Annotated in this window: 15 protein-coding genes; 6 read left to right on the top strand and 9 right to left on the bottom strand. The window is 72.7% G+C overall.

From position 1 onward, the window contains the following. The first annotated feature begins 311 nt into the window (after positions 1 to 311). A complete protein-coding gene (locus tag NX794_RS24915; RefSeq protein WP_258781140.1) occupies positions 312 to 761 on the top strand; it encodes a PTS sugar transporter subunit IIA in 450 nt (149 codons plus the stop codon). Positions 762 to 839: 78 nt separating this feature from the next. Then, a complete protein-coding gene (ptsP, locus tag NX794_RS24920) occupies positions 840 to 2,510 on the top strand; it encodes a phosphoenolpyruvate--protein phosphotransferase (protein ID WP_258781141.1) in 1,671 nt (556 codons plus the stop codon). A gap of 82 nt (positions 2,511 to 2,592) precedes the next feature. Here the strand turns inward: ptsP and NX794_RS24925 are convergent, their stop codons facing one another. Together NX794_RS24925 and NX794_RS24930 are read right to left on the bottom strand one after the other, a co-directional pair. Next, entirely contained in the window at positions 2,593 to 3,486 is an 894-nt protein-coding gene (locus NX794_RS24925; protein WP_258781142.1) for a hypothetical protein, read from the bottom strand. Between the two features lie 121 nt (positions 3,487 to 3,607). Further along, positions 3,608 to 5,575 carry an acetoacetate--CoA ligase gene (locus tag NX794_RS24930; RefSeq protein ID WP_258781143.1) on the bottom strand — a complete coding sequence of 656 codons (1,968 nt, stop codon included), beginning with the start codon at positions 5,573 to 5,575 and terminating at the stop codon, positions 3,608 to 3,610. A 210-nt stretch (positions 5,576 to 5,785) separates the two neighbouring features. Here NX794_RS24930 and NX794_RS24935 point away from each other — a divergent pair, with 210 nt between their 5' ends. Then, entirely contained in the window at positions 5,786 to 8,146 is a 2,361-nt protein-coding gene (locus NX794_RS24935; RefSeq protein ID WP_258781145.1) for a glycoside hydrolase family 31 protein, read from the top strand. A gap of 36 nt (positions 8,147 to 8,182) precedes the next feature. Here NX794_RS24935 and NX794_RS24940 read toward each other — a convergent pair whose 3' ends face one another. The 6 genes from NX794_RS24940 to NX794_RS24965 are packed head-to-tail and all read right to left on the bottom strand — an operon-like array spanning position 8,183 to position 16,674. Further along, the gene (locus NX794_RS24940) at positions 8,183 to 8,719 is read right to left on the bottom strand and encodes an NUDIX domain-containing protein (RefSeq protein ID WP_258781146.1); all 537 of its coding nucleotides are present in this window, start codon (positions 8,717 to 8,719) and stop codon (positions 8,183 to 8,185) included. A gap of 29 nt (positions 8,720 to 8,748) precedes the next feature. Beyond that, positions 8,749 to 9,354, bottom strand: a complete 606-nt coding sequence (locus NX794_RS24945) for a GTP-binding protein (protein ID WP_258781147.1) — start codon at positions 9,352 to 9,354, stop codon at positions 8,749 to 8,751. Further along, the gene (locus NX794_RS24950) at positions 9,335 to 12,976 is read right to left on the bottom strand and encodes a hydantoinase B/oxoprolinase family protein (protein ID WP_258781149.1); all 3,642 of its coding nucleotides are present in this window, start codon (positions 12,974 to 12,976) and stop codon (positions 9,335 to 9,337) included. The genes NX794_RS24945 and NX794_RS24950 overlap by 20 nt, the downstream gene beginning before the upstream one ends. Before the next feature lie 24 nt (positions 12,977 to 13,000). Beyond that, positions 13,001 to 13,396, bottom strand: a complete 396-nt coding sequence (locus tag NX794_RS24955; RefSeq protein WP_258781150.1) for a DUF742 domain-containing protein — start codon at positions 13,394 to 13,396, stop codon at positions 13,001 to 13,003. A 9-nt stretch (positions 13,397 to 13,405) separates the two neighbouring features. Next, positions 13,406 to 13,840, bottom strand: a complete 435-nt coding sequence (locus tag NX794_RS24960; RefSeq protein WP_258781151.1) for a roadblock/LC7 domain-containing protein — start codon at positions 13,838 to 13,840, stop codon at positions 13,406 to 13,408. Further along, positions 13,837 to 16,674, bottom strand: a complete 2,838-nt coding sequence (locus NX794_RS24965) for a sensor histidine kinase (protein WP_258781152.1) — start codon at positions 16,672 to 16,674, stop codon at positions 13,837 to 13,839. The genes NX794_RS24960 and NX794_RS24965 overlap by 4 nt, the downstream gene beginning before the upstream one ends. Before the next feature lie 419 nt (positions 16,675 to 17,093). Here NX794_RS24965 and NX794_RS24970 point away from each other — a divergent pair, with 419 nt between their 5' ends. Then, entirely contained in the window at positions 17,094 to 17,624 is a 531-nt protein-coding gene (locus tag NX794_RS24970; protein WP_258781153.1) for a hypothetical protein, read from the top strand. 58 nt (positions 17,625 to 17,682) lie between these two features. On the opposite strand, the gene NX794_RS24975 is transcribed toward NX794_RS24970, so the two are convergent. Further along, positions 17,683 to 18,006: a bifunctional 3-phenylpropionate/cinnamic acid dioxygenase ferredoxin subunit gene (locus NX794_RS24975; RefSeq protein ID WP_258781154.1), complete on the bottom strand. Its 324-nt coding sequence runs from the start codon at positions 18,004 to 18,006 to the stop codon at positions 17,683 to 17,685. A 398-nt stretch (positions 18,007 to 18,404) separates the two neighbouring features. Between NX794_RS24975 and NX794_RS24980 the strand changes: the two genes are divergently transcribed. Together NX794_RS24980 and NX794_RS24985 are read left to right on the top strand one after the other, a co-directional pair. After that, positions 18,405 to 19,148 (top strand): IclR family transcriptional regulator, encoded by a 744-nt coding sequence (locus NX794_RS24980; protein ID WP_428985958.1) that lies wholly within the window; start codon positions 18,405 to 18,407, stop codon positions 19,146 to 19,148. A gap of 270 nt (positions 19,149 to 19,418) precedes the next feature. Then, positions 19,419 to 21,902, top strand: coding sequence for a GcvT family protein (locus NX794_RS24985; protein WP_258781156.1), 2,484 nt, complete (start codon positions 19,419 to 19,421; stop codon positions 21,900 to 21,902). Positions 21,903 to 21,905: the final 3 nt, after the last annotated feature.

Here is a 21,905-nt window from a genome sequence, read left to right on the forward strand (position 1 = left end):
AAACTCTATCAGGGTTTTTCCGGCCCTCTGACCACTCCCCTGCAGGCATGCAGAAGGAGATCCAGAGATAGGATCTGACGAGTTTGGGTTCTGCAGGGTGAGGATGCTGGCGCACCGCTCCGTCCCGGCAGGAGTACGACAGTACACGGAGCCTCGAACGCGGGGCAAATCCGCAGGGTTGGTGGTCTAGACCACTTACTGGTAGCTTCTATACGGAACCGCCACTTCATCTGACATACCCTGCTGCTCAGCGGCCGTTCGGGACAGCCGGTGACGGCCCGTAAGCAGCTCCACTCCTTGGGAGGCTTCCCATGACCACCGTGACGTCCCCGCTTGCCGGACGCGCCATCGGACTGGCCGCCGTGCCGGATCCGGTCTTCTCCGGGGCCATGGTCGGCCCGGGTACCGCCATCGATCCGGTGCGTGAGCCCTCCGAGGCCGTCGCTCCCGTCGACGGCGTCATCGTTTCCCTGCACCCGCACGCCTTCGTCGTGGTGGACGAGAGCGGACACGGTGTCCTCACCCATCTCGGCATCGACACGGTGCAGCTGAACGGCGAGGGCTTCGAGCTGCTCGTCAACAAGGGCGACACCGTGACGCGCGGCCAGAGCATCGTGCGCTGGGACCCCGCCGCCGTGGAGGCCGCCGGTAAGTCCCCGGTGTGCCCCGTCGTCGCGCTCGAAGCCACGGCCGAGTCCCTCTCCGACCTCGTTGACGACGGCGCCGTCAAGTCCGGCGACAGCCTCTTCTCCTGGGCCTGAGGACAGTGCCGTCGCAGAACGGCGGACAGTACGACCACCGCGGCGGCGGGACCCGCCGCACTAACGGAGACGGGTGAGATGGAGACAACGCTGCGAGGCGTCGGCGTGAGCCATGGCGTGGCGATCGGCGAGGTTCGGCACATGGGCACGGCGGTGCTGGAACCGCCGGCCAAGCAGATCGCCGCCGAGGACGCGGAGCGCGAGCAGGGCCGGGCTCGGCAGGCCGTGGACGCGGTGGCCGCCGACCTGATGGCGCGCGGCAACCTGGCGGGCGGTGAGGCCCAGGCGGTCCTTGAGGCGCAGGCCATGATGGCCCAAGACCCCGAGCTGATGGCGGACGTGGACCGGCGGATCGCCGTCGGCAGCACGGCCGAGCGCGCGGTGTACGACGCGTTCGCCGCGTACCGGGAGCTGCTGGCGGGCGCCGGTGAGTACCTCGCCGGGCGGGTGGCCGACCTCGATGACGTGCGCAACCGTATCGTCGCCCGGCTGCTGGGCGTCCCGATGCCGGGTGTTCCGGACAGCGACCAGCCGTACGTACTGGTGGCGCGGGATCTGGCTCCTGCCGACACGGCGCTGCTCGATCCGTCCCTCGTGCTCGGTTTCGTGACCGAGGAGGGCGGCCCCACCAGTCACAGCGCGATCCTCGCGCGTGCCCTGGGGGTGCCGGCCGTCGTGGCGCTGCCGGGCGCCGGTGAGCTGGCCGAGGGCACGGTCGTCGCCGTGGACGGCAGCAGCGGTGACGTGTTCGTGAATCCGAGCGAGGAGCGGAAGGCGCGGCTGGAGGCCGCGGCCGCCGAGCGCAAGGCGGCGCTCGCCGCCTCGTCCGGGCCCGGTGCGACGGCGGACGGCCACCAGGTACCGCTGCTGGCCAACGTCGGCGGTCCGGCGGACGTGCCGGCGGCGCTGGAGGCGGGCGCCGAGGGCGTCGGCCTGTTCCGTACCGAGTTCCTGTTCCTGGACGACAGCGAGAACGCTCCTTCCGAGGACAAGCAGGTGGAGGCCTATCGGCAGGTGCTGGAGGCGTTCCCCGAGGGCCGTGTGGTCGTGCGGGTGCTGGACGCGGGTGCGGACAAACCGCTGGACTTCCTGACGCCGGCGGACGAGCCGAACCCCGCGCTGGGTGTGCGGGGGCTGCGTACGCTGCTGGACCACCCGGAGATCCTGCGTACCCAGCTGACCGCGCTGGCGCGGGCCGCCGAGGGACTGCCCGTCCACCTTGAGGTCATGGCGCCGATGGTGGCCGACCGTAGGGACGCGAAGGCGTTCGCGGACGCCTGTCGTGCGGCCGGCCTGCGCGCCAAGTTCGGTGCCATGGTGGAGATCCCGTCCGCCGCTCTGCGGGCGCGTTCGATCCTTCAGGAGGTCGAGTTCCTGTCTCTGGGCACGAACGACCTCGCGCAGTACACCTTCGCGGCCGACCGGCAGGTCGGTGCCGTCTCGCGGTTGCAGGACCCGTGGCAGCCCGCGTTGCTCGACCTCGTCGCGCTGTCGGCCGAGTCGGCCCGGGCCGAGGGGAAGAGCTGTGGTGTGTGCGGGGAGGCGGCGTCCGATCCGCTGCTGGCATGTGTGCTGACGGGTCTGGGTGTCACCTCCCTCTCCATGGGTGCGGCGTCGCTTCCCTATGTCCGGGCGACGCTGGCGAAGTACACGTTGGCGCAGTGCGAGCGGGCCGCGGCGGCCGCGCGTGCGGCGGACAGCGCCGAGGAGGCGCGGGCGGCGGCTCAGGCGGTGCTGTCCGGCGAGTAGCCGTCCCGGTGCCTGTGGTGCCGGCTGGTTCGGGGCGTCCCGCCTTCGGGTGGGGCGCCCCTTGCCGTGTCCGCTCGGGTGCTCAGTGGCGGTGTCCCTGTGGCTGGTCCTCCTCTCCGAGGCCGGGGGGTTCGCAGTAGTCGACGCCGGATTCCGGGGCGATGAGGTCACCGGATTCGACGTCGGTGCAGTAGGCGTCGAAGACTTCGGAAGCGGTGAGGGCTTCGAGTCCGCCGGCGCGCAGCCGCCAGCCGTAGACGCGGTCGGGCGTGCCGGGTGTGGTGGTGCGCATGACGAGTCCGCCGGGGCTGCGGGTGGCGAGGCCGAGGGCGAGGACGCTGGTGAATTCGAGGGCCTCGGCCTCGTCGAGCCGGGTGTCGCCGCCGGGGTCCTGGTCACCGTGGAGGACGGAGACGAGGGTGTCCGGCGGCCCGGAGACGCTGCACACGAGGTGGCGTTCGCCCGGCGGTGCGGTGTCGAGGATGCGGACGACGAGGTCGGAGGCGCGGGTGAAGGCTGCCCTGCCGATGTCCTCGCCGCAGGTGGGGCAGGGGCCGAGGCGGGTCAGCAGGGTGGTGGCGTATTCCCAGGTGGCCTGGCGTACGGCTTCGTCCACGAGGGCGGGTACGAGGGTGGCGATCGGTTGGCCGTCGTACGGGATGGTGGGGCCGGTGGCCGCCAGTTCTGCGGTGAAGCGGGAGCGGCTTGCCGGGGCGTCCGGGTCGAGGCCGGTCTCCGCGCAGTAGGCGGCGTAGTCCTCCGGGTCGAACAGGGCGAGTGTGGTGTGGGTGCCCTGGGCGGCGCGGGTGCGCAGGATGGCCTCGACCTGGCGCAGGTAGGCGGCGTGGTCGTCGAAGGTGAAGCTGCGGTAGCGCCGCATGGCGCGGAAGTCGTGTTCGTCGGTGAGCAGGCCGATGGTGCCGGCGATCTCGCGGCGCAGAACGCGTCGCATGGTCTGGTGCTCGGTGTGCGCCATGTTTCCCCCTGTTGCGCGGTCGATCAATGCTCACTCACCGTAACCGGCCCCACTGACAATGGGTGGGGCGCGGGCGGGCCGGGGCATGGTCGCGGGGGCTTTCGCGCAGGTCGGAGGGTGGTCAGGCGCGTTTGCGGGCCAGCTCCTCGTAGAAGGCGATCAGGGGGAGGTTGTCGATGGAGCCGGGGTTGACGGCCTTCTCCAGGGGTGTGCCCTGCAGGAGTCGCTTGATCGGGACTTCGATGCGCTTGCCGGTGAGGGTGTGCGGGACGCCGGGCACCTCGATCACCTCGTCGGGGACGTGCCGGGGTGAGAGCTGTTCGCGGATGGCCTGCTTGATCCGGGTCAGGAGTCCTTCGTCGAGGGTGGCGCCGGGCGCGAGGTGGACGAACAGGGGCATCCAGTAGCCGCCGTCGGGCTGTTCGATGCCGATGACGAGGGATTCCCTGATCTCGGGGAGGCGTTCCACGACCTCGTAGATGTCGGCCGAGCCCATGCGCACGCCCTGCCGGTTGAGGGTGGAGTCGGAGCGGCCGTGGATGATCACGGAGCCGCGTGAGGTGAGGGTGATCCAGTCGCCGTGCCGCCAGACGCCGGGGTAGGTGTCGAAGTAGCTGTCGTGGTAGCGGCTGCCGTCGGGGTCGTTCCAGAAGCGGATCGGCATGGAGGGCATGGGGGTGGTGACGACCAGTTCGCCGACCTCGTCGATGACCGGTTCGCCGTTCGGGTCCCAGGCCTGCAGGTCGGTGCCGAGTCCGGGGGCCTGGAGTTCGCCGATGTGCACGGGGAGGGTGGGTACGGCTCCGGCGAAGCAGGAGCAGACGTCCGTGCCGCCGCTGACCGAGGCGATCCAGAGGTCGTCGCGGACCTCGTCGTGGAGCCAGCGGAAGCCGTCGGGCGGGAGCGGTGAGCCAGTGGTGGCGACGCACTCGATCGTGGAGAGGTCGAAGTCGCGGGAGGGGTGGACGCCGGCTTTGCGGCAGGCCATGACGTACGCGGCGGAGGTGCCGTAGAGCGTGGCGCCGGTGCGTTCGGCGATGCGCCACTGGGCGCCGGTGTCGGGGTAGCCGGGGCTGCCGTCGTACAGGACGATCGTCGTACCCGTGAGCAGGCCGGAGACGAGGAAGTTCCACATCATCCAGCCGGTCGAGGTGTACCAGAAGAAACGGTCCTCCGGTCCGAGGTCGCAGTGCAGTCCGAGCTGCTTGAGGTGTTCGACCAGGATGCCGCCCTGGGACTGCACGATGGCCTTGGGCAGGCCGGTGGTGCCGGAGGAGTACAGGACCCACAGCGGGTGGTCGAAGGGGACCTGTTCGAAGACGGGTTCGGTGTCCCCCGCCGTCAGGGCCGACCACTCCAGGGCGCCTTCGGGCGCCTCGGTGCCCAGGAGTGGGATGTGGACGACGGCGCGCAGGGTGGGCAGTTCTCGGCGCAGCTCGGCGACGGTCTCCCGGCGGTCGTGCTCCTTGCCGCCGTAGCGGTAGCCGTCGACCGTGAACAGCACGACCGGCTCCACCTGCTGGAAGCGGTCGAGGACGCTGCGGGCGCCGAAGTCGGGGGCACAGGAGGTCCAGACGGCCCCGACGGCGACGCTGGCGAGCAGCGCGACGACGGCCTGCGGGATGTTGGGAAGGTAGCCGCTGACGCGGTCGCCGGGGCGTACGCCGAGGGCGCGGAGTTCGGCGGCCAGGGAGCCGACCTGGCGGCGCAGTTCGGCCCAGGTGACCGGACGGGGCTCGCGGGTCTCGTCCACGTGCAGGAGCGCGGCTGCGTCCGGGCGGTCGGCGGCGGCGCGCAGGGCGTGCTCGGCGTAGTTCAGGGTGGCGCCGGGAAACCACTGGGCGCCTGGCATGGAGCGGTCGCCCAGCACGCGCGCGTAGGGGGCCGAGAACCGGACGTCGAACCACTGCGTGACGGCTTCCCAGAAGGTGTCCAGTCGGTCCACGGACCAGCGGTGCAGGGCCGGGTAGCCGCCCTCGGCCGGTGCGCCGTGGCGCTCGGCGGCCCAGGCCTGGAACCGGGTGATGCGTGCCTGGGCGATCCGCTCGGGATCGGGCTGCCAGAGCGGCTGGGGGTTCGCGGTCGACATGGGGCGGCTCCCGGGTGCGCGTCGTGTGCGTCGGTGCGCGCACGGCTGGGGTGTGCGCGTGACGCGGCTGACAGGGACGATGCCATGTGATCGACTTTGGCACCAGGGCGCGCCCCACATGGTCCGTCTCGTGAGGATGTGGCCCGAGCGCGGGTGAACGGCAGTTGAACGACACCCGCGCGTGGGGCGCTCGGTGGCAGGGTGAGCAGCATGGACGGTCGTGACCTGGTGCGTTCGGTGAATGTGGGCGGTGCGGAGCGGGCGGCTCGGGGGCTGCGTACCGTCCGGGCCGCGTGGCGCAGGCGTCGGATCGACGCCGCCGGGCTGCCGCGCCGGGGCGCGGAGCGGGCGCGGGTGCCGGGACGGCTGGAGGGTGTCGAGCCGGGGCCGGGTGGCGGGCTGATCCGTTTCAGCCGCTCCGAGCTGCGGATCATCGTCACCGTGAACGGGGCGGTCTTCTGGGGCTGGGACGGGGCCGGCCCGCAGCCGTCGTACGCACTGGCGGGAAGTGAACCGGAACCGGATCCGCGGGTGGTCCTGGAACCGGACAAGGACGGCGGCTGGCGGGTGGTCGCCGAGCGGGTGACGGTCGTCGTGTCCCGGCACGGGGCGGTGCACATACGCACACCCGGCGGGGTGATGCTGCGGCGGGATCTGCCGCCGCGCTGGTGGGAGCCGGTCGGTGGGGGCGCGGGGCGCTGGATGCAGCGGTCCGAGGTGCCGGCGGACGCCCGGTTCTTCGGTCTGGGCGGGCGAGCGGGCGGCCCCCGGCTTCGGGACGGCTCGTACCGGTTGTGGAACACCGATCCGGGCCGGGCGTTCGGCCCCGGTGACGACCCGCTGTATCTGACCATGCCGGTGCAGCTCGTGGTGGCCGACGCCGGCACACATCTGGTGTGCCACGACACCACGTGGGACGGCACGGTGTTGCTCCGGGAGGGTACGGAAGGGGCCGGTTCCGGTCACGACCGGGAGGGGTGCTGCGAGGTGCGGATCGACGGTGGTCCGCTGCGCTGCTGGGTGGTGGTGGGCACTCCCGCGCGCGTGCTGCACACCTGGGCCGCGCTGACGGGACCGGCCGCGCTGCCGCCCGCGTGGGCGCTCGGTCATCAGCACGCGCGGTGGGGCCTCGGCGGTGAGCAGGAGGTGCGCCAGATCGTCGCGGGGCATCAGGAGCTCGGTCTGCCGCTGGACGCGGTCCACCTGGACGTCGGCCACCACGACGACCACCGGCTGTTCACGGTCGACCAGGAGCGCTTCCCGAAGCTGCCGGTGCTCGCCGAGGAACTGCGCCGGGATGGTGTCCGGCTGGTGTCGGCAGTCGAGCCGGCGGTGCGGGCCGTGCCGGGCGACGCCGTCTACGACGGCGGTGCGGCCCTGGACGCGTTCGTCCGGGACGGTTCGGGGCGCACGGTGCGCGGGGAGGTGCGAGCCGGCGAGTCGGTCTTCCCGGACTTCACGCACCCGCGCGTGCGCGCGTGGTGGGGCGGCCTGTACGCCGAGCGGCTGAGCCAGGGCTTCGCCGGGTTCTGGCACGACGGGAACGAGCCGACGTCGTACCACGCCTTCGGTGAGCGGACCTTGCCGCGCTCCGCCCGGCACGACCTGGAGGGGCGCGGGGGTGATCACCGCGAGGCGCACAACGTGTACGCGCTGTGCATGGCCCGAGCGGCGTACGAGGGTCTGCGCGAGCTGGCTCCGCAGGACCGGCCCTTCGTGTTCTCGCGCTCCGGCTGGGCGGGGATACAGCGGTACGGCGGCGTCTGGTCCGGGGACGTCGCGACGGGCTGGCCGGGGCTGCGGGCGTCGCTGTCGCTGGTGCTGGGGCTTGGGCTGTGCGGGGTGCCGTACTCGGGATCCGACGTCGGCGGTTCCGGCGGCAGTCCGTCCCCGGAGCTGTACCTGAGATCGCTTCAGCTGGGCGCGTATCTGCCGCTGTTCCGCACGCAGGCGGGTCCCGGGGCGGGGTGCGGGGAGCCGTGGGAGTTCGGGGCGGAGGTGCTGGAGCACGCGCGCGTGGCGCTGCTGGAGCGCCGGCGGCTGCGGCCGTACTTCGTGACGCTGGCCCAGCTGGCCCGGCGTACCGGTGCGCCCTATGTGCGGCCGCTGTGGTGGGGGGCGCCGGAGGACCGGGCGCTGCGCGCCTGCGAGGACGCGTTCCTGCTCGGGGACGGTCTGCTGGTGGCCCCTGTGCTCGATCCGGGTGCCGGCCGGCGGGCGGTGCGGCTGCCGGGGGGCCGTTGGTACGACACGGCGACCGAGGAGGCGTACGAGGGGCCGGGGCAGGTCTTCGTGGACGCGCCGCTGTCCCGGATACCGGTGTTCGCCCGCGCGGGGGCCGTCCTGCCGGTGCGGGGTCCGGGCGGCGGCGTCGAACTGGAGGTGTGGGCTCCCGCGCGCGGGCGGACGGGAGGCGGGCTCGTGGTACCGGACGCGGGCGACGGCTGGGACGACCCGGAGATCGAGCGTTACGTCGCCCGCTCGCAGGGTTCGAGCGTGGTGGTCACCCGCGAGCGGGAGGACGGCTCGGGTGAGCCGCCCTACCCGGTGCGGCTGCGGGGGCTCGGCTGAGCCACCGCACGCGACCGTCCCGCTGGTCGGCACGGCTCACACGTAGCGGCCCTCGAACCAGGCTCGTGCGGCCACGGTGTGCAGCGGGAAGGCGAGTTCCTCGGGCCCGCGTAGCAGGTGCCAGCCCTCGGTCTCGTCCGTGGGGCCGGACGGCGGGAGACCGTCGGCGGGGCGTTCCGGGAGGAGTCCGAAGAGCAGCAGGTGCCCGTCGGGCGCGCTGATGGCGTCCGCGAGCCGCACGTCGCGTACGGCGGCGTCGAGGCCCGTCTCCTCGTGGAGTTCGCGGACGACGGCCTGCTTCCAGTCCTCCCGGTCGTCGATGTAGCCGCCGGGCAGGGCCGTGCCGCCACGCGCGGGGGCGATGGTGCGGGTGATGACGACCAGGGCCGTGCCCCGGGTGTCGTACACGGGCTGGAGCGCGACCGCGACCGGGAGCGGGTTGCGGTAGGCGACCGCCGCGCAGACGGGGCAGGTGCGCGGCCAGCCGGCGACGCCCTCTCCGTAGGGCGCTCCGCAGCTCGAACAGTGGGAGCCCGGCGCGGAGTTGGCGGGCGGGTGCTGAGTTTCGGACACGCGCGGACTGTATCCGATCACGCGTTCGTTCAGGTGCCGATGGCCTGGCGGCTTTCGGCCGCGTGGTCCATGGCGTGCTGGACGACGCCGATGAGGACCTCCTTGGCCGACTCGCGGTCGCGCGCGTCGCACAGCAGCAGGGGCACGTCGTCATCGAGGTCGAGGGCCCTGCGGACGGTCTCGGCCGGGTAGCGCGCGGCGCCCTCGAAGCAGTTGACGCCGATGACGAAGGGGATGGCGCGCCGTTCGAAGTAGTCGACGGCGGCGAAGCAGTCCTCCAGACGGCGGGTGTCGGCGAGGACGACGGCGCCGAGCGCGCCCTCGGACAGCTCGTCCCACATGAACCAGAACCGTTCCTGTCCGGGTGTGCCGAACAGGTACAGCACCAGGTCCTCGCGCAGGGTGATGCGCCCGAAGTCCATGGCCACGGTGGTGGTGTGCTTGCCCTCGACGCCGCTGGTGTCGTCGACCGGGCGGCCGGCCTCGGTGAGCAGTTCCTCGGTGCGCAGCGGCCGGATCTCGCTGACCGCGGCGACGAGGGTCGTCTTGCCCACGCCGAAGCCGCCCGCCACCAGCATCTTGAGCGTGACGGGCTCGACCGGGGGCTTGCCGCGCTCAGAACGCCCGAAGATCATCGCTCTCTTCTCCTGCTTGGTGATGGTCGGGGGACGGCTGGCCGTAGCCGCCGCCACCAGGGGTCTCGATGGCGAGTACATCGCCGGGGCCGACGTTCGCCGTGCCGCTGCCGCCGAGGTCGCTGACGGTGCCGTCGGCCCGCTCCACGCGGTTGGCGCCGAGCGCTCCGGGCGCGCCGCCCGCCATGCCGTAGGGGGGCATCCTGCGGTGCTGGGAGAGCGTGGAGACGGTCATGGGTTCGAGGAACCGGATACGGCGTACGGCACCGTCGCCGCCGCGCCACCGTCCCGCGCCGCCGCTGTCCCGCCGCACGGTGAACTCCTCCAGTCTGACGGGCAGCCGCCACTCCAGGATCTCGGGATCGGTGAGCCGGGAGTTCGTCATGTGGGTCTGCACGACGGCAGCGCCGGGGAAGCCGTCGCCCGCTCCGGAGCCGGAGGCGACGGTCTCGTAGTACTGGTGGCGTTCGTTGCCGAAGGTCACGTTGTTCATGGTGCCGGAGCCCTCGGCCTGCACCCCGAGCGCGGCGTACAGCGCGCCGGTGATGGCCTGGGAGGTCTCGACGTTGCCCGCGACGACGGCGGCGGGCGGCTCGGGGGCGAGCATCGAGCCGGGCGGCACGACGATGTCCAGGGGGCGCAGGCAGCCGTCGTTGAGCGGGATGTCGTCGGCGACCAGGGTGCGGAAGACGTACAGCACGGCGGCGTTGACGACCGCGCGGGGGGCGTTGAAGTTGCTGTCCAGTTGAGCGTCGGTGCCGGTGAAGTCGATGGTGGCCCGGCGTTCGGCGCGGTGCACGCGCACGCGTACGCGGATGACGGCACCGGAGTCGGTCTCGTAGGCGTACGCGCCGTCGTCCAGGGCGTCGATGACGCGGCGCACGGATTCCTCGGCGTTGTCCTGGACGTGGCGCATGTATGCCTGGACGGCGTCGAGGCCGAACTCGCCGATCATCCGCCGGACCTCGTCCACGCCCTTCTGGTTGGCGGCGATCTGCGCGCGCAGGTCGGCCAGGTTGGTGCGGGGGTTGCGGGAGGGGTGGGGCACCTCGGTGAGCAGGCGGCGGGTCTCGTCGTCGCGGAAGCGGCCGTTCTCGGCGAGGAGCCAGTTGTCGAAGAGGACGCCCTCCTCGTCGATGGTGCGGCTGTGGGCCGGCATGGAGCCCGGCGCGATGCCGCCGATCTCGGCGTGGTGACCGCGGGAGGCGACGTAGAAGAGGATCTCCGGGTCACTCCGCGTGTCCGACGCCCGCCCGGTGTCGAAGACGGGGGTGATCACGGTGACGTCGGGCAGGTGGGTGCCGCCGTGGTACGGGTCGTTGACGGCGTAGGTGTCGCCGGGCCGCATCGCGGTGCCGCGGCGGCGGATCACCTCTTTGACGCTGGTGCCCATCGAGCCCAGGTGGACGGGGATGTGGGGCGCGTTGGCGACCAGGTTCCCGTCGGGGTCGAACAGGGCGCAGGAGAAGTCCAGGCGTTCCTTGATGTTGACGGACTGCGCCGTGGACTCCAGCCGGGCGCCCATCTGTTCGGCGATCGACATGAAGAGGTTATTGAAGACCTCAAGCAGAACCGGGTCGGCTTCCGTGCTCGGGCGGGAACTCTGCGTGACCGCGGCGCGTTCCATGACCAGATGCCCGTCGTCGGTGGGCGCGGCGCGCCAGCCGTCGTCCACGACGGTCGTCGCGCCGACCTCCGTGATGATCGCGGGGCCGGTGACGGTCTCGCCGGGAGGAAGGGCCTCGCGGCGGTGGAGGGGTACGTCGCGCCAGGCGCCGCCGGTGTGGAGGCGGACGGTCTCGGGCGTGGCGGGCCGGCCCTCGTAGGGAGCGAGGGCGGACAGATCGGGGGGTGCGGTGATGCCGGTGGCTTCGACCGAGAGGGCTTCGACGACGACCGGGCGGTCGAGCGCGAAGGAGTACGTGGCGCGATGACGTTCTTCGAAGGCCCGCCGCATGGCCTCGGGCTCACCCAGGTCGACGGTGAGGGTGGTGTCGGTGCCGTCGTAGCGCAGCTGGGCGCGGCGGCTGATCCGGATGCTGTCCTCCGGGACGTCCTCGGCGAGGAGTTCGGCGCGGGCGGCGGCCTCCAGGTCGTCGGCGGTCTCGCGGACGCCGGGCATGGAGGCAGCTTCCAAGGGTGCCTCGACGGACTGTTCGCGCATGGCCGTGGTGTCGGCGAGGCCGATGCCGAGCGCGGACAGCACCCCGGCCATGGGCGGTACGAGCACGGTGCGGATGCCGAGCGAGTCGGCGACTCCGCACGCGTGCTGGCCGCCCGCTCCGCCGAAGGTGGTCAGGGCGTACCGGGTGACGTCGTGGCCCTTCTGGACGGAGATCCGCTTCACCGCGTTGGCGATGTTGGCGACCGCGATCCGCAGGAAGCCCTCGGCGACCTGCTCCGGGGTGCGGTCGTCGCCGGTGCGGTCGTGGATCTCGCGCGCGAGGGCGGTGAACCGGTCGCGGGCCGGTGCCGGGTCCAGAGGCTGGTCACCGCCGGGCCCGAACACGGCCGGGAAGTGGTCCGGCTGGATGCGGCCGAGCATCACGTTGGCGTCGGTGACGGTGAGCGGGCCGCCGGCCCCGTAGCAGGCGGGGCCCGGGTCCGCGCCGGCGGAGTCGGGCCCGACCCGGTAGCGGGAGCCGTCGAAGTGCAGGACGGATCCGCCGCCGGCGGCGACGGTGTGGATGTCCAGCATGGGGGCGCGCAGCCGCACGCCCGCGATCTGTGTGGTGAAGACCCGCTCGTACGCGCCGGCGAAGTGCGACACGTCGGTGGAGGTGCCGCCCATGTCGAAGCCGATGACACGGTCGAAGCCGGCGCGCTGCGACATGCGCGCCATGCCGACGATGCCGCCGGCCGGCCCGGACAGGATGGCGTCCTTGCCGCGGAACTGGCCGGCTTCCGTCAGTCCGCCGTTGGACTGCATGAACAGCAGGCGGACATCGTGCAGCTCGTCGGCGACACGCCGCACGTAGCGGCGCAGCACGGGCGAGAGGTAGGCGTCGACGACGGCGGTGTCCCCGCGCGGGACGAGTTTCATCAGCGGGCTGACCTCGCTGGACAGCGAGATCTGCGGGAAGCCGATGCGGGCGGCGAGCCGGCCGACCGCCTGTTCGTGGTCCGGGTACAGGTGGCTGTGCAGGCAGACGACGGCGACCGCGCGGATGCCGTCGTCGTACGCCTGGCGCAGCGGCCCGGCCAGAGCGTCGAGGTCCGGCGCGCGGAGCACGGTGCCGTCGGCGGCGACGCGTTCGTCCACTTCGACGACCCGTTCGTGGAGCGGCTCGGGCAGCTCGATCCGGCGGGCGAAGATGCGGGGGCGGTTCTGGTAGGCGATGCGCAGGGCGTCGCGGAAGCCGCGGGTGGTGACGAGGAGGGTGCGTTCGCCCGTGCGTTCGAGCAGGGCGTTGGTGGCGACGGTGGTGCCCATCCGGACGGCTTCCACGGTCTCCCGGGAGTCGCCGAGGAGTTCGCGTACGCCGGTGACGGCCGCGTCGGCGCCGGAGCGGGCCGGGTTGTCGGACAGCACCTTGTGCGTGAGCAGCCGGCCGTCCGGGCGACGCGCGACGATGTCGGTGAAGGTGCCGCCCCGGTCGACCCAGAACTGCCAGCCTGTCATGTCAGTACTCCGCTTCCGCGCGGGTCACAGCGCCCGGAGGCCGTTGATCACGTCGCGCAGAATACTCTCGTCCGGCAGTTCCGCCGGGGGCACCGGACGCGTGACGTGGACGAGTTCCGCGTGCACGAGATCGCCGATGAGGACGCGGACCACGCCGATGGGCAGGTCGAGTTCCGCCGCGAGCTCGGCGAGCGACTGCGGCGTGTCCCGGCACAGGCCGACGATCTCCACGTGCTCCGGCGAGAGCGTGGGGTCCTTCTCGGGGTCGCCGGCGCCGGGCTCCGTGGTGACCACCGCGATGAGGTCGAGGCGGTGCTGGGCCGCGCTGGTGGTGCGGCCACGCGTCATGGCGTACGGGCGGACGACCGGTCCGGCCTCGTCGTCGAACCAGTGGTGTCTTCCCTGACCGTCTCCGCTCATGTCATCCCACTACCCGCCCGCGGGCACATCGGTGCGCGGGGCGGCACCCAGATGCACACCGACCCGCTTGACGAGGAGCGTCATCTCGTAGGCGACCTGACCGACGTCGGAGTCGGCGTCGGACAGGACGGCGAGGCAGCTGCCGTCGCCGGCGGCGGTGACGAACAGGAAGGCGTCGTCCAGCTCGACCACCGTCTGCCGGACGCTGCCCGCCTCGAAGTGGCGGCCCACGCCCTTGGCGAGGCTGTGGAAGCCGGAGGCGACGGCGGCGAGGTGCTCGCCGTCCTCCCTGGTCAGGTCCTTGGACACGCCGGTGGGCAGGCCGTCGCCGGACAGGACGACGGCCTTGCGGATGCTGGCGACCCGGTCCACGAGTTCGTCCAGCAGCCAGTTCAGCTCCCTCTTGTCGGTCGTCGCGTGGTCGGTCGTCTTCGGTGCGGTCATCGACCGTCCCCCTTGTTCGTTCCTGGTGCTGTGCCGTCACGGGCCTGGTCGCCCGCGGTGTTCTCCTCGCGGCCACGCTGCCAGCCGCGCTGGAGCGAGGCCATGCGGTTGCGGACCTCGTCGGCGTCGCGGTCGGCGGGCTGGGCCGCGCGCTCGGCACGCCGGGCGGTGTCCTTCTTGAGCTGGGGTGCCAGGCTGGCCTGGCGGACCCGCCGGGGCAGTGCCGCCCCGCCGGGTTCCGGGGCGCTCTCCTCGGCGGGCGGGGTGGTCCCCGGCCCGGCCTGGGACGGGTCGCCGGTCTGCTTCCGCCGGTCGCCCGGGCCACCGGCGGCCGGTGCCTCGGGCCGGTTGCGCCGGGGCAGTGCCGGGGGCCCGGCCGGCTCGCCGCGCTCGCCCGCCGGGAGGCTCCCGGGCTCGGTCGCCGGGTCGGTGATCTCGGCGGGGCGCCGGGAGGCCGTGCCTCGGCGGCGGGAGGGCAGCGGGGCGAGCCCGTCGGTGTCGGCGCGACGCGGGCCGGTGGGAGCCCCCGGGTCGGGGTCCGGGCGCCGGGGGCGCTGGTCGGTGACGGGCTTGCCGTGCGAGCTGACCAGCTTGGGCGTCTGCCGCCTGGGCAGCGGCACCGGGCCCCGGTCGGCCGCGGGCTGGTCGCGCGGGCCCTCGCCGGGCAGGCCGGTGGTGCGGTCCCCGCCGCCGAGCGAGCGGCGGTGGCGGAAGAGCCCCCCGCGCTCGCTGTCCTCGTCGGCGAGGACACCGGGGAAGCCGTCGAGGGCGTCCAGGTCGACGGGAGCGTCCAGCTCGACCGGGCCGTCCAGTAGGGAGGTCGGCAGGGCCGGGAGCTGTGCCGGCGTCGTGGGCAGTCCGCCGGCACGGCCCGCGAGCTGTCCGGTTTCCCTGCCCGGGCGGTCCCGGTCGAGGCGGAAGCCGATGCCGTTGGTGTCGGGGACGTCTTCGGTCAACAGGGCGTCGGGGACGAAGACGACGGCGGTGGTGCCGCCGTAGGGCGAGGGCTGGAGGGAGACGCGGACGTTCTGGCGCTGGGCCAGGCGGCTGACCACGAACAGGCCGAGCCGGTCGGTGTCGGAGAGTTCGAACTCGGGGGTCTCGGCCAGCCGCAGGTTGGCGTCCAGAAGTGCCTCGGCCGTCATGCCGAGCCCGCGGTCGTGGATCTCCAGGGTGAAGCCGTTGGCGACCCGTTCGCCGAGGACCTGGACGGCGGTGTGCGGGGGCGAGAAGACCGTGGCGTTCTCCAGGAGTTCGGCCACGAGGTGGGTGAGGTCGGCGACGGCGGACCCGGTGACGGCGGTGCGCGGCAGCCGGCGTACCTCGATGCGCTCGTAGTCCTCGACCTCGGCGACGGCGGCGCGGACGACGTCCATCAGCTGCACGGGCCGGCGCCACTGCCGGGAGGGCGCGGCACCGGAGAGGATCACCAAGCCCTCGGCGTGGCGGCGCATGCGGGTGGTGAGGTGGTCCAGGCGGAACAGGTCGGCGAGTTCGTCGGTGTCCTCGGTGCGGCGTTCCATGGTGTCGAGCAGGGTGAGCTGCTTGTGCAGCAGTACCTGGCTGCGGCGGGCGAGGTTGACGAAGACCTCGGCGACACCGGCCCGCAGTTCGGCCTGTTTGACGGCGGCTTCGACGGCGGCGCGCTGGAGGGTGTTGAGCGCCTGGCCCACCTCGCCGATCTCGTTCTTGTCGTACTCCAGGCGTGGCACTTCCGTCTCGACGTCGACCTGTTCGCCCGCGGACAGCCGGCGCATCAGACCGGGCAGCCGGACGCCGGAGGCCTCGTGCGCCTCCAGGCGCAGCTGCCGCAGGTCGCGGATGAGGCCGCGGCCCACCCGGACGGAGAGGACGAGGGAGACGAGGACGGCGATCAGACCGAGCAGGCCGGCCACGGCGGCCTGGGTGATGACGCGGAAGGCGACCGGGCGCATACGGTCGTGGAAGCGGTCTCCGGCCTGGTCGTCCAGGGTGCCGAGGTCGTCGAGGACACCGGCCGCGGCCGTGTCCCAGTTCTTGGCGGTGACGCCGTGGGGCGTGCCGGAGTCCGTGGCGATGACGGCCCGTTCGGCCACGCGCAGGGGGGCGGTGGTGGCGTTCTTCCAGAAGCGTTCGTAGCGTTCGCGTTCGCCGGTGGGCAGCAGCGGCAGGTTGATGTCGTAGAGGACGGTGCGCTGGGCTGCCAGGTCGGAGATGTCGCGGGTCTCGTCGCGGGTGAGCCGGCCGACGACGAGGGAGGAGCCGAGGAGGGCGTCCTCGCGGGAGAGCAGTTCCCGGGCGCGGGCGATGTTCACCAGGGCGCGGGACTGCTGGTCCATGTCGACGTCGTCGATGCCGTCGAGGGCGGCGAGGAGTGTGTAGCAGGGGTCGACCAGGCGGTTGTAGAGGTCGAGGGCCTGGGCGCGGGTGACCGTGCCGTCCTCGACGCTGTGTCGTAGGGAGTCAAGGCCGTCGAAGGCGTCGAGGACGGCGGTCAGGTGTTCGGTGTCGCCCGGTCCCATGCCGTCCCGGACGGCGTGGTGCTTGGCGTTCCGGCGGACCTCCGCGATGGCCCGGTCGGTGGCGCCGCGGGTGCGGTGCAGCGCGAACAGGGCGTCGGCGGCGCGCGGGTCGGCGAGGTAGACGAGGCTCTGGCGGCGCTCCTGCTGGAGGACGCGGACGGTGTCCTCGGTGGGGTCGCCGATGTGCCGCACGACGTCGGAGACCCGGAAGAGCCGCCCGGCCTCACGGCCGGTGAGTGCCGTGGCGAAACCCCAGATGGCGGTCAGGGACACCAGCGGCACGAGAAGCAGCGCCACGATCTTCCGGCGGATCGCCTTTCCGCGAAAGCGCATGGCCTCCCCCAGCTCGACCCCCGCCGGTCGGGGGTGTACATGTCGTCAACAAACGGCGCGAGCCTACTACCGCCGCACCGCTAACTCGAAGACGTGTCCGGAGGGTGAAACTCCGTTGCGGCGGCGAGACATGGCGAGTTGTCCGGGCATTGCGGGAGATTGCCACCGCGATTACGCGGGCCGCGTCGGGGGCACCTCGTCGGGATGCGTGAGCGGTTGGCCGGATTCTTTCGCCGGATGGGGAATCTTCGCGTGATCTCGTTCGTCCTTGTCTATGGGAGATGGGGGCGGAATGGGACTCAGGTGCCGTATCCCGCATCTTGGCGGCGTAGAAGAGCGCAAGCCGGGCAGCCACTGGGGAGTCGGAGTCTTCGGACGCCGGGGCGAGGGGGCTGCCGGCGGTGGGGAGTGACACGGTGATGGGGACGGCGGAGCGGCGCGAGGCGCCCGAGGAGAGCGTGACCGGGCGGCCGGCAAAGCCGTGGGGCACGAAGACGCTGGATCGTGACATTCCGGCGGCCCGGCGCGGCGATGAGCACGACGGTGGGGAACCGCGCATGTCGCGGACGTTGTGGGTCGAGCAGCCCGCCCGCCGGCACCCGCTACCGGACCCGGTGCGGACGGCGGCGGTGCGGGCGGTCCTCGTCATCGCGGTGACGCTGATCCAGGCGATGGTGGCGTTCCTGTGCACGATGGCCGGGACCTGGCTGGCCTTCCCCATGGTGATCAGCAGCGTCGCGAGCACGGTGGTGGCCACCTGGGCCGTGGTCGACGTCTGGGTGACCCGCCAGGTCTGGAACCAGCGGTACGGCGTGGTCTCCGAGCCGAGCAGCACGGCCCGGGCGCTGCGCCGGGAACGGCGCGCCCGCCGGCGCCTGGAGCGGCGGGCCCTGCGAGAGCAGGAGCGGATACGCAGGCGGGGCGGCACCGGCCAGTTGTCGCATTCCTGACGACCGCCGGGCACGTCTCCTCAGGGTGTCCGAGGAGACCCGCTCTCCCGCTGTGTGTTCATGCGGCCGTGCCCTCCTCCGCCGTGAGGTGGACGTGGATGATGCCGTCCTCGACCGTGACGCGGTGGGTACGCACGGGGCGGCGGGCCGGGAGACAGGCCGGTTCGCCGGTGCGCAGGTCGAAGGCGGCCGCGTGCAGCGGGCATTCGATCAGGCAGCCCTCCAGCCAGCCCTCGAAGAGGGAGGCGTCCTGGTGGGTGCAGGTGTCGTCGATGGCGTACAACTCGCCCTGCTCGGTGCGGAAGACGGCGATCGGCGGTGTGGTCTCGACGCGGACGGACTCACCCTCGGGAAGGTCTTCGAGACGGCAGACGGGTATCACGGGACCCCTCTCGGTCCGGGACACGGGGTCCGGGACCTGCTCGGTGCAGGCTTCAGGGATGCGGGTGGTGGCCGACCGGCTTCGGACGGCCCGGCCCGGCCCGCGGCGCTCTCACGGATCAGGCGGACCGCCCTCGGTCCGGATGATGCGGGACGGGCCGCGCGGGGCCGAGAGGTCCGCGCCCTTCCGGGATACGGACGCTTCGGTAGCATGATGTTTCGCATGGCGCATGAGAGAGCGCTGTGCGCAACAGAATCCGGTCGGGACGACCGTCGCGTCAAGGGCTTCCCGTAGATGCGGCCCGAACCGGGTCCACAGGTGGTGGGAGTTGAGCCATGGCCCGCGCGAAGCAGTCCGACAGCGGTGAGCGGCAGAGCGGTCGCGGGGCGGCCAGCGCGGTGCAGTCGGTGGACCGTGCCGTGAGCGTGCTGGAGATCCTCGCCCGGCACGGCGAGGCGGGTGTCACCGAGATCGCCGAGGAGCTGGACGTGCACAAGTCCACGGCGTTCCGGCTGCTCGGCGTTCTGGAGAGCCGCGGCCTGGTGGCCCAGGCCAAGGACCGCGGCAAGTACTACCTGGGGGCCGGTGTACTGCGTCTGGCGGGGGCGGCGGCAGTGCGGCTGGACATCTCCCAGGAGGGCGTCCCGGTCTGCCGTGAGGTCGCCGACGAGCTGGGCGAGACGGTCAACATCGCCGTGCTCGACGAGGACGCGGCGGTCAACATCATGCAGGCCCGCGGCACGGCGTCGGTCACCGCGCAGAACTGGCTGGGCCGGCGCACCCCGCTGCACGCGACATCGAGCGGCAAGGTGCTGCTCGCGCACCTGTCACCCACCCTGCGCGAGGGCCTGCTGGCGCGGTCGCTGCCCCGGTTCACGGAGCGCACGGTCACCGGCGCGTCCATGCTCCGGGCCGAACTGGAGGCCGTGGTCGAGCAGGGGTACGGCGTCACGGTCGAGGAACTGGAGCTGGGACTCGCGGCGGTCGCGGCACCGGTGCACGCGCACGACGGGAAGGTGATCGCGGCGATCAGCGTGTCGGGCCCGGTGTACCGGCTGAACGCGGACCGGCTGCCGGAGGTGGCGAAGCGGACGGTGGCGGCGGGCGCCGAGCTGTCGCGCCGTATGGGATACGGCTTCTGACGCGGAACAGGACGGCTGCTCCAGTCATCTGATCGCGGTACTCCAGAGGGCGCGAACCACGGCGCGAAACCGGTGACTTGGCGGCCCCGCACCGCCGCGTGTCCGACTTGTTTCGTCCGCCGGGCGTCTTTTGCCAAGGGTTAACGCCCGCCCCTTGACGGCCTCGTGACGCCGTTCTCACTATGTTCCCCACCACGCAACCCATCGTGCAGTGCGCAACAGTTGAGCGGCTCCCCCGCACCTGCCATCCCCGCCACCACGAGGAGGGGCATGTCCAGCACACCGGAAGCATCCCGCCGCACTCCCGAGACCCGGCCCCCGGTCCCCCGTGTCGTCGTCATCGGCGCCGGCATCGTCGGCTGCTCCCTCGCCGACGAGCTGACCGCCCGCGGCTGGACCGACGTCACCGTCCTGGAGCAGGGCCCCCTGCCCGCCCCCGGCGGCTCCACCTCGCACGCGCCCGGCCTCGTCTTCCAGACCAACCCGTCCCAGACCCTCGCCCGGTTCGCCCGGTACACGGTCGAGAAGTTCGGCGGCCTGGAAGTGGACGGCGTGCCGTGCTTCGAGCGGGTCGGCGGCCTGGAGCTGGCCACCACTCCCGAGCGCCTCGCCGACCTGCACCGCAGGGCCGGACACGCCGCCGCCTGGGGCATCCGCGGCGAGGTCGTGAGCGCCGCGCGCTGCAAGGAACTGTGGCCCCTGCTGGACGAGTCGGTCGTGCTCGGCGGCTTCCACACCCCCGACGACGGCCTGGCCCGGGCCCTGCCGGCGGCCCGCGCCCAGCGGGACCGCGCCACCGCGCGCGGCGCCCGCTTCCTGGAGCGGCACACGGTCACCGGGATCGAGCGGGCGGACCGCCGGGTGACCGCCGTGGTCACCGACCGGGGCGCCTTCCCCGCCGACCACGTCGTCTCGGCGGCCGGCTTCTGGGGCCCGGTCGTCGGACGCATGGCCGGAGTCGACGTACCGCTGCAACCGCTGGCGCACCAGTACGCCAGGACGGCGCCGCTGCCCGAGCTGCGCGGGGCCACGGCGGAGGCGTCCCGGCCGATCCTGCGCTTCCAGGACCGGGACCTGTACTTCCGGGAGCACGCCGACCGCGTCGGCATCGGCTCGTACGCGCACCGGCCGCTGCCGGTCGACCCGTTCGCCGTACCGGCGTACGACGAGGCGCGCGCGCGGGATCTGGAGATGCCGTCCTCACAGCCGTTCACCACCGAGGACTGGGCGCCGAGCTGGGAGGACTGCCGGTGGCTGCTGCCGGCCCTGCGCGGGGTGGAGATCGAGACCGGGTTCAACGGGGTCTTCTCCTTCACCCCGGACGGCATGCCGCTCCTCGGCGAGGCCCGGGAGGTCCGGGGGTTCTGGCTGGCCGAGGCGGTGTGGGTGACGCACAGCGCGGGTGCGGCCAGGGCGGTCGCCCAGTGGATGATCGACGGGCGGCCGTCCGTCGACGTGCACGAGTGCGACCTCACGCGGTTCGAGGAGGCGCAGCGTTCACCGTCGTACGTCCGGGAGCGCGGTTCACAGCAGTTCGTCGAGGTGTACGACGTGCTGCACCCGCTCCAGCCGCTGGAGCGGCCCCGGCCGCTGCGGGTCAGCCCCTTCTACGCCCGTCAGCAGGGGCTCGGCGCGTTCTTCCTTGAGGGCGGCGGCTGGGAGCGGCCGCACTGGCACGAGGCCAACGCCCCGCTGGTGGCCGCCCTCGGCGACCTGCCGGAGCGCGATGCCTGGTCCGCGCGCTACTGGTCCCCGATCGCCGCCGCCGAGGCCCGGGCGACCCGGGAGCGGGTGGCGCTGTACGACATGACGCCGCTGCGCCGCCTGGAGGTCACCGGCCCCGGCGCCCTCGCCTTCCTCGACCGGATGACCAGCAACAACCTGCGCAGAAGACCCGGCGCGGTCACCTACACCCTGCTCCTGGACGAGACCGGGGGCATCCGCTCCGACCTCACCGTGGCCCGGCTCGCCCCCGACCGCTTCCAGGTCGGCGCCAACTCCCCCGCCGACCTGGACTGGCTGCTGCGGCACGCGCCCGACGACGTGCTGATCCGGGACATCACCTCGGGCACCTGCTGCGTCGGCGTCTGGGGTCCGCTCGCCAGGGACCTGGTCCAGCCGCTCACTCCGGACGACTTCTCGCACGAGGGCTTCGGCTACTTCCGGGCGAAGCGGGCGCACATCGGCCAGGTGCCGGTGACGGCGCTGCGGCTGAGCTACGTCGGCGAACTGGGCTGGGAGCTGTACACCACCGCCGATCTGGGACTGCGGCTGTGGGACACGCTGTGGGAGGCCGGGCAGGCGCTCGGGGTCGTCGCGGCCGGCCGGTCGGCGTTCAACTCGCTGCGCCTGGAGAAGGGCTACCGCGCCTGGGGCACCGACATGACCGACGAGCACACGCCCTTCGAGGCGGGCGTCGGCTTCGCGGTCCGCATGGACAAGGACGGCTTCACCGGCCAGGAGGCCCTGCGGAACCTGCCCGGACCGGCCCGCCGGCTCACCCCGCTCCTGCTGGACGACCCCGCCGCCGTGGTCCTCGGCAAGGAGCCGGTGTACGTCGGCGGCGTCCCGTCCGGCTACGTGACCAGCGCGTCGTACGGCTACACGCTCGGCCGGTGCGTCGCCTACGCGTGGCTGCCGGCCGGGCTCGGCGCCGGTACGGCCGTCCATGTCGGGTACTTCGGCGAGAGGACCGCGGCCACGGTCGCCGACGAGCCGCTGTTCGACCCGAAGATGACCCGAATCCGCCGCTAGGAG

Origin of the sequence: Streptomyces pyxinicus (assembly GCF_024753135.1) — a bacterium.
Taxonomy (GTDB): Bacteria; Actinomycetota; Actinomycetes; order Streptomycetales; family Streptomycetaceae; genus Streptomyces; species Streptomyces pyxinicus.